This window comes from Ruficoccus sp. ZRK36 (assembly GCF_019603315.1).
Classification (GTDB): domain Bacteria; phylum Verrucomicrobiota; class Verrucomicrobiia; order Opitutales; family Cerasicoccaceae; genus Ruficoccus.
In genome coordinates, this window is record NZ_CP080649.1 from 715,503 (window position 1) to 726,870 (window position 11,368).

At 62.1% G+C, this 11,368-nt stretch carries 7 protein-coding genes; 4 read left to right on the forward strand and 3 right to left on the reverse strand.

Features of this window, described 5'->3' with window-relative positions:
* Nucleotides 1-76 precede the first annotated feature (76 nt).
* Nucleotides 77-1,462: a hypothetical protein gene (locus K0V07_RS03145; RefSeq protein ID WP_220623081.1), complete on the reverse strand. Its 1,386-nt coding sequence runs from the start codon at nt 1,460-1,462 to the stop codon at nt 77-79.
* A gap of 181 nt (nt 1,463-1,643) precedes the next feature.
* Nucleotides 1,644-3,161, reverse strand: a complete 1,518-nt coding sequence (locus tag K0V07_RS03150) for a sulfatase-like hydrolase/transferase (protein WP_220623082.1) — start codon at nt 3,159-3,161, stop codon at nt 1,644-1,646.
* 424 nt (nt 3,162-3,585) lie between these two features.
* Here K0V07_RS03150 and K0V07_RS03155 point away from each other — a divergent pair, with 424 nt between their 5' ends.
* From K0V07_RS03155 to K0V07_RS03170, 4 genes are all read left to right on the forward strand, one after another.
* Complete coding sequence (locus tag K0V07_RS03155) at nt 3,586-4,626, forward strand: ABC transporter substrate-binding protein (protein ID WP_220623083.1); 1,041 nt, start codon at nt 3,586-3,588, stop codon at nt 4,624-4,626.
* Nucleotides 4,617-5,324 carry a GTP-binding protein gene (locus K0V07_RS03160; RefSeq protein WP_220623084.1) on the forward strand — a complete coding sequence of 236 codons (708 nt, stop codon included), beginning with the start codon at nt 4,617-4,619 and terminating at the stop codon, nt 5,322-5,324. The genes K0V07_RS03155 and K0V07_RS03160 overlap by 10 nt, the downstream gene beginning before the upstream one ends.
* A 170-nt stretch (nt 5,325-5,494) precedes the next feature.
* Nucleotides 5,495-6,514, forward strand: a complete 1,020-nt coding sequence (locus K0V07_RS03165; RefSeq protein WP_220623085.1) for an ATP-binding cassette domain-containing protein — start codon at nt 5,495-5,497, stop codon at nt 6,512-6,514.
* A gap of 267 nt (nt 6,515-6,781) precedes the next feature.
* Nucleotides 6,782-10,168 (forward strand): beta-ketoacyl-ACP synthase 3, encoded by a 3,387-nt coding sequence (locus K0V07_RS03170; protein WP_220623086.1) that lies wholly within the window; start codon nt 6,782-6,784, stop codon nt 10,166-10,168.
* A 635-nt stretch (nt 10,169-10,803) separates the two neighbouring features.
* Here K0V07_RS03170 and K0V07_RS03175 read toward each other — a convergent pair.
* Complete coding sequence (locus K0V07_RS03175) at nt 10,804-11,322, reverse strand: hypothetical protein (RefSeq protein WP_220623087.1); 519 nt, start codon at nt 11,320-11,322, stop codon at nt 10,804-10,806.
* Between the last annotated feature and the right edge of the window lie 46 nt (nt 11,323-11,368).

Below are 11,368 nucleotides of genomic sequence, written 5' to 3' on the forward strand. Positions count from 1 at the left end.
CTGCCGCCGGTCTTACAAGCTCAATATGGGTTGGTTTGGGTTCAAAGGGTTAACATTGGAAGGGAGGCATGCCCCCTTATTTTTTCTCAAAAAGCCAGAGCGCCTGAGCGTAGGGCTCGAGTTCTACCTCAAGCACACCGTCCGAGGGAATGGGTAGCGCCTCGGTCGGCTGGAGCTTACCCGAATGGGACGGGTCGGTGATGACATTGTTATGGGCTGAGTCCAGACGATAGAGGAGAAGTTCCCCATTTCCAGCCGGGAGCGGGTCCAGAACGATGCGCACCTCACGGGTTGCCTTGGAGTAGTTCCAGACGTGCACGCAGAGGCCGGATTCGTCGGTGGAGGCGAGCGCGTAGACCCCGAGGCCATCGGCATCCTCGCCATCCGAGACGACGGACAGCTCATCACGCCGGTGCAGAGCAAGCATCGCCATAGCCATGCCGTGCGGGGTCATCTTGCCATCGGGCAGATGCTGGGTCGACCAGAGCTGAATCTCCGGATCGTGGTAAATGCACCACGGGAATGCGATCAGATCGTGCTGGCGGCGTACTTGCTCAAAGAGTGCGGGAACTCCGGCAGCCATGCAGACGTTGCCGCCTTCCTTACCCTCGTGCGTACCCATCTCCGTGATGTAGGCGGGCAGATCCAGCGGCAGGCCGTATTCCTTGAGCCAGGCATCGAGGCGGACGCGCAGGTCCCCCGTACGCACCGGGCGGTCACCGCTGGCGTAGTCGTGGTAGGAGATGAAATCGAGGCGCTTGTCCGGATCGGTATCCGCCGTGTAGTGCTTCAGAAAGAGCCCCACGAGGTCAAAGCGGGCCTTATCCGTCACCGGACCGCCTACGCCCAGCTCGGGACCGGGCAGCCCCTCGGCGTTGATCCGCGCAGCCACGCGGTAAAAGGATTGGTAGAACGCGTAGTAGCCGACGTCGTCGAGGCCGCCAAAGTGGTCGTTCGAGGACTCATTGAGCACCTCCAGGTAGCGCAGGTTCGGGTGACGCTCCTTGATCATGCGCACGCCCGTGTAGAGCACTTCCTCGTACTTTTCCCGGCTGATCACACCGTTGGTGACCTCGTGCTCCAGGCGGCGCACACACAGGAGCAGCTCGTCCACCTGCGAAGCCACGCCGTCGATGTAGTCGAGATAATCGACCTGCGACTCCTTCGAGCGGGCGCGGTCGTAGCCGTGGATGCGGCTGTCGCCCTTGTAACGGTCACGCCCGATGCGGTAGTTCGGGTGAAAGCTCTCGTCGCGAAAGTCCCAGTATTCATCCAGCGTCAGGAAGATGCGCGCCATCTTGAAGGGGCCAAAGTTTTCGTTGGCGGTGGCCAGAATCGGCGCGGTCGGCGCGTAGCGCAGAGACGTGTTGACGTATTTCTCGGAGCGATGGAGGCGCCCTTTATTACTGGACGTATCGACGCGGGTGTTAACGAGCGGGAGAGCTTCTGTCGTGGTAGTCATGGAAGTCGGTAATGGTCTGCAAACGCATGTTTACAGACAGACGCAGCGAAGCAGCGCAGACCTTGAGTTTCGCATAGTCGCGATGACATGAGAAGTCGCATGCAACACACACATACGAGTGAGACCCAATCAGGCCAGCAGCCTGACCGTGTCACACAGCAGCCCACAAAAAGCCTGCCCATCAGGAGCGAACAGGAGTGACTGCCACATCGCTCTGGCCAGAAACTTCGCGCTGCGCCAGCGTCCATGGCACGACATCCGAAGTCTCCAGCAGGTGTCGCTGCGTCAGCGCGCGCAGGCGCTCCAGCTCACCGGCCAGTGCCGGATCATCGATCCGGTTCGTCGTCTCAGCAGGGTCGGCTTCGAGATCGTAGAGCTCATCCTGCTCGTAAAGGCGGGTGACGAGCTTGTAGCGCGCATCGCGGCACATCAGCCCCTTGCCGTGAGCGACGGGATCTCCTGCCTGCACACGCAGGCGCGGGTAATACAGGAACTCTTCATGCTCGTGCCCGCCGTTGCCCTCGACCGCACAGTGCATTTCGTGCGTCGTCCGACCACCGCTGCAGAAGACCGCTTCCCGGTGCTCCCCGTCCCGCTCCAGCAGGGGCAGCACCGAGCGGCCAAAGTGCGTGTACGACGGCTCAATCCCGGCCAGTTCGTAGACCGTAGCGGAGAAGTCCACCAACTCGACCAGCCCCTGACGAATCCCCGAAAACGTCCCCTGCTCGCGCGGAGGCTTCAGGATGAAGGGCACACGCGTGATGCAGTCCTCGAAGAGGTTCTGCGCCTTCTCCACCAAGTCGTAATCCCCGGTAAAATCGCCGTGGTCCGAGAAAAAGAAAAAGGCCGTCTCATCATAGCGGCCACTGTCGCGCAGCGCACCGAGAATACGGCCCGCCTGCGCATCCACCCGGGCACACATACCGCAGTAGGTTGCCCGCAGTTCATCCCACCAAGGCTCGGGCCGATCTTCCAGTTTAAAACCCTGTCGCAGGGCTTCATGCATGGCAGGTTTGCCCGTGAAGGCTGCCGAGCGAACGCGTGGGGGCAGCTGGCTGCGGTCAACATCGCTGAAGTACGGCTCCTCCACCCCATAGGGCGGATGCGGGAACTGCAGCGGCAGAAACACGCACAAGGGCTGGTCAGAGTCCCAGTCACGGATCAACTTCTCTGCCGCCAGCACGTGCGACCAGTCACCGTCGAGGTAGACATCCTCACCGGGCAGTTTATCCAGCTTGCCCGCGTAAAAGGAGTAGTCCCAGCGGTCACCATCTCGCTGGCGCCAGCTCAGATCCCCGTGCAGCCCCTCATGGTGGACCTCGGCGCGGTGGCGCACATCATGCGAGCGGGCATAGCCTTCGGGGTCGGTCACCAGATCGTTTTTACCACCCCACCAGACATGGTAGCCAGCCTGCCGCAGCTCCGCCAACAGGTTGGGCTCATCGGCCTGCAAGAGATGATGCATGCTCCGGTGCCCACGTGTGTGCGGGTACCAACCGGTCATAAACGAGCAACGGCTGGGCGTGCAGACCGGGTTTTGGCAGAAAGCCTGCGAAAAGGATACGCCATCCGTCTCGACCAGATGATCCAAGTGCGGCGTGTGCACAGCCGGGTGCCCCATATGGCCGAGCGTGTCGCCTCGAAACTGGTCGGGGATAAAAAATACTAGATGCGGGGGGCGGGGGCGCGGAGCAGACATAATATAATTGGGCATATCCCTTTCCCCCGGCAGGTCAACGCCGTTGAAGTCCATACATAGTGACTTTGCGCTCCAAATATCATTCACGGGCAGGACACTCTCTACCATACCGGCTATGCGCGAATCTCCCCCTCAACAACTCGTAACCACAGACACCAAGCGCTCTCCCCGCTACTGTCGCCTTACTTCAATAATATCCACTCAACCAATCGAGACGCGACGGACCGCCATCACTCAATATTCACTTTAACTATCAAATAAGGGGCCAAAGACCTCGATGAAACACACAAGGGAGTTGCTGAGCCCGCACGCGTTTTACCAATAGCCACCATTAGCCCAGCTTTTCCCTTTTTGGCATTTACCTATTGAGACGCCATTTGCAGGAACCGGCAGAGAATCTGCTGTCTTACTCTCCAACACTGCCATGAATACGGATATCATCGACGAAGATCCAACTTTCCCGGAAAACGAGGGCCTGCCCGCACGCAAGCTCGACTATCTGGGCTACGCGCCCTGTCCGATCCGCGCCGAGATGCAGCGCCGCATGCATGCGTACTTCCGCGCGCACGAGCCGGAGTTCGGCCCGATGGACTGGTTTTCGCCTGCCGGTTGCTTCCACGGCGGCGGCGGTAACGACCCCTACGACACCATCTGGCAGGACGGCCACGAGGCCGACATGCCGGGCGTCATCTCCGACGGCGGCAGCAGCGATTTTCTTAAAAACGAGGGGCACGACCGTTGGATCGCCACCGGCGTTTACGGCCCGGTGGACAAGCCTGACCGGCCCATGCGCCCGGAGTTTGTGGAGGCGGGGATCATTGACCCGCTCGACGCCATGCACCTCTATGCGGCTTTCCCGACCGTCATGCTCGTCGACACCGAAAAGCTGGGCGACCGCCCCATGCCGACGGGCTGGAGCGCACTGGCGGACCCGATCTACGCCGGGGACATCACACTGGCCGGGCATGGCGACGGCGAACTCTCCGACAACCTGCTCTTTAACACCTGGAAGCACCACGGCGAGGAGGGCCTCAAGGCCATCGCGGCCAACGTGAAGCAGTTCTGGTCGCCCGCGCAGATGGTCAAGGCCGCCGGAGCCGGCCACAGCGACGGGACCGCCATCTACACGCTCAACCTGTTCTTTGCCAAGGGCCGCCGCCGCGAGGACAAGGTCAAGCTCGTCTGGCCCGAGGAGGGCGCGCTCTTCCAGCCGCTCATGGTGCTGGGTAAGCGCAACCGCCGCCCCGTCAGCCAGCTCGCCATCGACTTTCTGATGAGCCCCGAGTGGGGCCAGTACCTGGACAGCGTGGGCTTCCCCGCCGTGTACAGCTATCCCGGCCAGCAGCCACTGCCGGGTAAACTGAGCTGGGTCGGCTGGGACTTCCTGCGCGGTAACGACCTCGACGCGCTCCGCCCGGAGCTCAACGCGGTCTTCAAGAGCGCCCTGAAAGTCCCATGCAGCTAATCACCGTCGGCGGGCCGCCCGCGTGCGGCAAGAGCAGCGTCATCCTCAAGACGATCCAGCACCTGCGCGAGGAGGGGCTCAAGGTCGGCGTGGTCAAGTTTGACTGCCTCAGCTCGCAGGACGCGGAGCTGTTTCAGGAGGCGGGCTTCCCTGTGCTGACTGGCATCTCGTCCAACTACTGCCCGGACCACTACTTCGTCACGAACATCGAGGACTGCGAACAGTGGGGTCGCCGCGAGGGGCTCGACGTGCTGATCAGCGAAAGCGCGGGCCTGTGCAACCGCTGCGCCCCGCACATCAAAGGCTTTCTCGCCGTCTGCGTGCTGGACAACCTCTCCGGCGTGGGCACGCCGCGTAAGGTCGGCCCGATGCTCAAGACCGCGGACCTCGTCGTCATCACCAAGGGTGACATTGTCAGCCAGGCCGAGCGGGAGGTCTTCGCCTACCGCGTGCGCCAGGTCAACGCCAAGGCCCGCATCCTCTTTCTCAACGGCATCACCGGGCAGGGCTCCTGGGAGCTGTCCCGGCTCTGGCGCGACGCCCCCGACGACGTGCCCCTGACCGGCGGACGTATGCGCTTCAGTGTGCCCACGGCGGTTTGCTCGTACTGCTTCGGCGAGCTGCGCATCGGCGAGGAACACCAGCAGGGCACCGTCCGCAAAATCCGCATCCCTGAGCCGGAGACAAACGCAGGGTGAGAATATTATTTTACCGCAGAGGCGCAAAGACGCAGAGATTGGATAAAAAAGACTCCGTGCCTCAGTGCCTCCGTGTGAGCTAATCAAAAACAGAAAGTCCAACTGGCGCCGCTTTTGTTCTTCGTGCTTTTTCATGTCCGTTGTGACCCATTTCATTCTTCCAATCAACCATGAGCGAAACCAACGCCAGCCCCACCCCCGAGGCCCCTGCCGAGACGCAGCTGGGCGCGTTTCTGGCACTCAATCACCTGCCCGCGCCTGCCCGTGACGCTGAGAGCCTCGAAGCCTACTGGGAGGCCCTCCCGTGGGAGGAACGCCAAGCCAGCGGCTTTGCCTTGGAAAAGCTCCAGGCCGACTACCGGGCCTTTCTTGAGAGTGCGGGCAACGAGGCCTTTGGGGACATCCAGCCCATTGACGAGTTGACCGTCCTCAAGGGCCGCGACAAGTCCGGCCAGCCCGAGCGCTTCGACCTGAAATTCCGGCCCGGCGAAGTGGTCTGCCTCGTCGGCCCCACCGGCGCGGGAAAGAGCCGCTTCCTCGCCGACATCGAGTGCATGGCCCAGGGGGACACCCCGACTGGCCGCCGCGTCCTCATCAACGGCGAAGTCCCCGCCGGGGAGGACCGCTTCTCGGGCGAGAGCGGGCTCGTCGCCCAGATCACCCAGAACATGAACTTCATCATGGACCTGACGGTGGAGGACTTTCTCATGATGCACGCCGAGAGCCGGGCCCTCAGCGACCCTCAGCAGGTCGTCGAGCGCGTACTGCGGGCCGCCGTGGATATGGCGGGGGAGCCCTTCGACGGGCAGACGCAGATCACCCAGCTTTCCGGCGGTCAGTCGCGTGCCCTCATGATCGCCGACGCCGCCTTTCTCAGCCCGAAGCCCATCGTCCTCATCGACGAGATCGAAAACGCCGGGGTGGACCGCAACCGCGCCCTCCAGCTTTTCGTGGAAAAGGGCAAAATCGTCCTGCTCTCGACCCATGACCCGATCCTGGCCCTCTCCGGTGACCGGCGGCTGGTCATCCGCAACGGCGCAGTGGCCGACGTCATCGAGCCCGGACCGGAGGAAACCGCCGTCCGCACAAAGCTGGCCCGGCTGGACACCGTCACCGCCGGTATCCGTGAGCGCCTCCGCAAAGGCGAGCGCATCGAACTCTCCCACGCCGAGGCGCTGGACGGCTCTTAAGGTGATTCGCCCCCCTCAAAAAAGACTGGTTTCCGGGCCGTAAAGCCTCTATCTGTTACCGTCTTTAGTCCTTCCTGGCTCTGGCCGGAGGGAACCTTTGAGCATTTGGCTGTCAAAATGACGGTCCGCTGATTAACTTCATCGACTATTTGCCAACCATTGATTCATCCGCACACTGTAAATACCACGCATACCGGCTAAACAGCGCCCGATGACGGGCCCCTGGACGTTCCTGAGGAACAGCCAAGACTAACCTAGGATACTTGCTTGAAGCAACCACTGCACACCTCTTCCCAAGCCTCCAGCGAATCCGCCGCTCCCGATGCCGGCGCCGTACGCGCCCTTTACCGGTGGATGCGCCTGTCACGCGAAGTTGAAAAACTCGAAGCCCGCCTGATCAAGCGCGGGGAGGCCTTTTTCCACGTACAATGTGCCGGGCACGAAGCCATGGCCTCCCTGAACGAGTTTCTCGGCCCTCAGGACTGGCTCCACTGCCACTACCGTGACCGCGCCCTCCAGCTGGCCCGAGGCATCAAGCCCGAGACGATCTTTGACGCGCTCTTCGGGAATGCGCGCTCCAGCTCCAAGGGCCGCCAGCTCAACACCATGCACTCCGACCGCGAGCTGCATGTGATGACCATGCCCACCGCCGTCTCCAATAACCTGCTCCCCTCGGTCGGTGTCGCCGCCGAGGTCAAGGACCAGCCGGAGAAGCCTATCGTGTACTGCTCGATCGGGGAAGGCAGCACCCAGCAGGGGGACTTTTTCGAGGCCGTGGCCGAAGCCGTCCGGGACCAGCTCCCGGTCCTCTTCGTCATCCAGGACAACCATTTCGCCCTCTCGACCCTGACCGAGGGTAAGACCTTCTACAACCTGCCCAACGGTAAGAAGCACTACGAGCTCTTCGGGATGGAGATGACTCTCCTCAACGGCCGCGATGCTCTGGGCACCCGCGCTGGCTTCGAAAAGGTCGTTTCGAAGATGCGTGAAGACCGGGGCCCCGCCCTTGTCCTGCTGGAGACCGAGCGCCTCGGCAGCCACTCCAACGCCGACGATCAGAGCCTTTACCGCACCCCCGAGCAGATCGAAAAGATCGCCGAGGAAGCCGACCCGATCTCCCTGCTGGCCAAGAAGCTGCCCGAGCTCGGCATCTCCGAGGACGAGATCAAGGAGATCGACGAGGAATGCCGCAAGCTGGCCGAAGCCGCCGCCGAGGACTCCCGCAAGGTCCCGGCCCCCGCACTGGCCCCCGAGGTCAAGCGCCCCCTCTCCTCGCACTACCTTTCCAATAAGGAATACACCGGCAAGGACGGCGCCAGCGACCTGTCCATGCGCGAAGCCATCGTCGAGGTCCTCAAGGAACAGCTCGACAGCAATCCCGCCGTCAGCCTGTACGGGGAAGACATCGAGGACCCCAAGGGCGACGCCTTCGGCGTGACCAAGGGCCTTTCCACCGCTCATCCCGGACGCGTGCGCAACTCGCCCCTGGCCGAGTCCACCATCCTAGGCACCGCCATTGGCCGGTCCATGGCTGGCGGTCAGCCGGTGGCCTTCGTCCAGTTCGCAGACTTTTTCCCACTGGTCTACAACCAGTTCCACAGTGAGCTGGCCATCACCTACTGGCGCAGTGCCGGTGAGTGGGAGTGCCCGGTCATCATCATGGTCTCCTGCGGCGGCTACCGCCCCGGCACCGGACCGACCCACACGCAGACCATGGAGGCTATCGCCGCCCACAGCCCCGGCGTGGACGTGTTTATGCCCTCCAATGCCGGCGATGCTGCCGGGATGCTCCGCGCGGCCTTCGCCTCACGCCGTCCCACGGTCTTCTTTTACCCGAAAAACCTTCTCAACAACCGCAGCCTGTGCACCTCTGCTGACATTGATAGGCACTGGGTACCCGCCGGGCGTGCACGTGTCACCCGTGAAGGCACGGACCTGACCCTTGTCGGCTGGGGGAACACCCTCCCGCTGTGTGAGCAGTCCGCCGCCGCGCTGGATTCGCTCGGCGTGAGCGCCGCTGTCATCGACCTGCGCAGCCTCAGCCCCTGGGATAAGCCTCTCGTGACCAAGTGGGCCGAAAAGACCGGGCGGCTCGTCGTCGTGCACGAGGACTCGCTTTCCTATGGCCCCGGTGCGGAAATCTGCGCCGCCGTCGTGGAGGCCGCTCAAAACCCCGTGGCCGTCCGCCGCGTGGCACGCCCCGACACCTACGTGCCCTTCCACTTCCCCAGCCACCTGGAGACGCTGCCCTCCGTGCGCAGCATCGTGACCGCCGCCGCCGACCTGCTCAAGCTTGAGATCGGCTGGAATCGCGAAGCCGACGAAAACGACGAACTTTTCACCATCGAGGCCATTGGGGTCTCCGCCTCCGACGACTCCGTCACCATCGCCGAATGGCTGACCGAGCCGGGCAAAGAGGTCAAGGTGGACGACGTGCTGGGCGTCTTCGAGTCCGACAAGGCCGCCGCCGACCTGCTCTCTCCGCAGAGCGGGACCGTCGAGGAAATCCTCGTCGAGGCCGGAGGGACCGTCCAGATCGGTACACCCATCCTGCGCCTGCGCGTGGCCAACGAAATCGCCGCCGCCGCCGACTCTGCCCGCCGCGTCAAGGAAACCCCTTACCTGCTCTCTGAGCCCGCCAAGCCGATCCAGGCTGCCGCCTCCGTTGAGGCGCCCGCCATCGTGGCTCCGAAGGAACACTTTATCGGCATCAGCGGCATCGCTTCATCGCGAGGCTCGCGCCAGGTCTCCAACGCCGAGCTGCTGCAGCGCTTCCCCGACAGCTCCGAGGAAAAGCTCATCCGCCAGTGTGGTATCCACTCACGCCCGTGGGTGGCCAAGGGCGAGACGGTCCTCACCCTCGCGGTGGACGCCGCCACGCGCCTGCTCAGCAACCTCGATATGTCGGTCGATAACATCGACATGGTGATCTGCTCGACCACCACGCCCGACTTGGCCACGCCTTCTCTGGCCTGTCGCCTGCTGCACTCCATCGGCGGCGACCACGAGTGCCCGGCCTTTGACATCAGTGCTGCCTGCTCCGGCTACATTTACGGACTTTCCATCGCGCATGATTTCCTGCGCAGCCGCCCGGACGCACGCGTGCTCATGGTCACCTCCGAGGTGATGAGCTCGCTGCTGGATATGGAGGACTACGACACCGCGATCCTCTTCGGCGACGCCGCCACGGCCACACTTCTTGAGGGCCCCGCCATCGCGGACAAGCCCAAGTTCTGGCTCCACCGCCCCGCCCTCTCAGGCGAAGGCGAAACCGGCGAGTTCCTTTCTGTGCCGCTGCCCGATGCCACCCATAAAATCTCGATGAGCGGGGGCCGGGTCTTTCAGAAGGCCGTGCGCAAGATGCGTCAGATGCTCGAAACGGTCTGCGAACAGTGCGACACGCCGCCGACCGACCTGGAGGGCATCATCCCCCACCAGGCCAATGACCGCATCCTCGACGCCGTCGCCCGTCAGCTCCACATCGATCCGGAGCGCGTCTGGCGTAATGTCAAGCTGGCCGGTAACACCTCCTCCAGCTCCATCCCGCTGTGTCTGGAAGAAAACCTCCACCGCATCAGCCCTGGCGCCAAGTACGGCCTGGTCGCCTTTGGTGGCGGCTACACCTACGCCGGTGCCATCGCCCACGGTGCGTGACCGCACGGGACACTGAGGGGCTTCGCCCCTACGGCACTGCGTGCCTACCCCACGCGCCGCACCCTGCGGGCACTCCGGCTGGAGCAGCAATGATGGGGCTGTGCCCATCGGTGAGTGACCGCACTCGACATTTATCGCTTCGCCCTACGCTCACTGCGTTCGCTGGCCAGCTGACAGGTGGGGACAGGGGACACGACTAGTGGGCCACAGCAAGTCACCACTCACCAGCATAATGAAATCCATTACAAATAAGGACATCCACAAATATATAGCTTTGATACTCCTTGCTATTGAGTTTGGCCTGCTGGTGCGCTTTATTATTAGCTTTAAGTATGATTTATCTATTCCCGTAGGTCCTACACCGGGACTCTTTTACATAGTATCTTTCAGCCTTTGCGTGTTTGCATATGTTAAGTACAGGGCTGAGCCCAAGCTACTGTTTTGGAGAGTCATACTTTTCTTAGCATTCATTGCCCTATTGTTCTTATTTCTCATTCCATCAACTGGCAGTTAACCGTGTCCTCATCCCCGAGTAACGACCGACTACCAGGTAACAAAGGGGCGGGTCAATTAATGTAAATATTGATTAGCTCCAGTTGGGATGTGAGTCGGGCAGGCAACCCGGTCCTGCCGCCTTACTTGTCCTTGAGTGTAAAGGAATCGGCGACCCCTAGCAGGGTTTCGCGAACGGTCGGGTCATCGCCCTCACGGGTCACGCAGGTGATCTCGTAGATCGCGGCGTCCTTAAAGACGACAAAGCTGTCCACGTAGCCCACCATGCCTTCAAAGAGCATTTCGGTTGAGCATTGGTAGGCATCATACCCGGCGACTTTCTGCGCCGAGTAGTCTTCCAGCTCGACCCCGCGCTTACGGAGCTGAGCGGTCTTTTTATCCAGCCACTGCTGCGGGGTGACGCCATCAGCGAGCTCCCCGGTTTTGACAACCACCATGCCCCGGCGCTCATCGCGCTGCTCAGTGGTGACATCGATCACCATAAGATCGCTTCGGGAGCTGGAGGAAATGGCCAGCCAGCCCTGGGGCACATCCAGCGTGTAGCCGGTCCCATCGACCACGTCAGCCCGGGCTTCCGGAGAAAAGACGATACCCGCCAGCAGCACACCGACCGCCAGGTAAGATAATAGGCAATTTTTCATTATAGATATTCTCAAGCAGGTACAGCAGTATGCGAACCAGTCTCAC

Coding starts and splice junctions, on each gene's coding strand:
- K0V07_RS03160 (WP_220623084.1), top strand. CDS start 4,617: ATGCAGCTAATCACCGTCGGCGGGCCGCCCGCGTGCGGCAAGAGCAGC.
- K0V07_RS03165 (WP_220623085.1), top strand. CDS start 5,495: ATGAGCGAAACCAACGCCAGCCCCACCCCCGAGGCCCCTGCCGAGACG.
- K0V07_RS03155 (WP_220623083.1), top strand. CDS start 3,586: ATGAATACGGATATCATCGACGAAGATCCAACTTTCCCGGAAAACGAG.
- K0V07_RS03175 (WP_220623087.1), bottom strand. CDS start 11,322: ATGAAAAATTGCCTATTATCTTACCTGGCGGTCGGTGTGCTGCTGGCG.
- K0V07_RS03145 (WP_220623081.1), bottom strand. CDS start 1,462: ATGACTACCACGACAGAAGCTCTCCCGCTCGTTAACACCCGCGTCGAT.
- K0V07_RS03150 (WP_220623082.1), bottom strand. CDS start 3,161: ATGTCTGCTCCGCGCCCCCGCCCCCCGCATCTAGTATTTTTTATCCCC.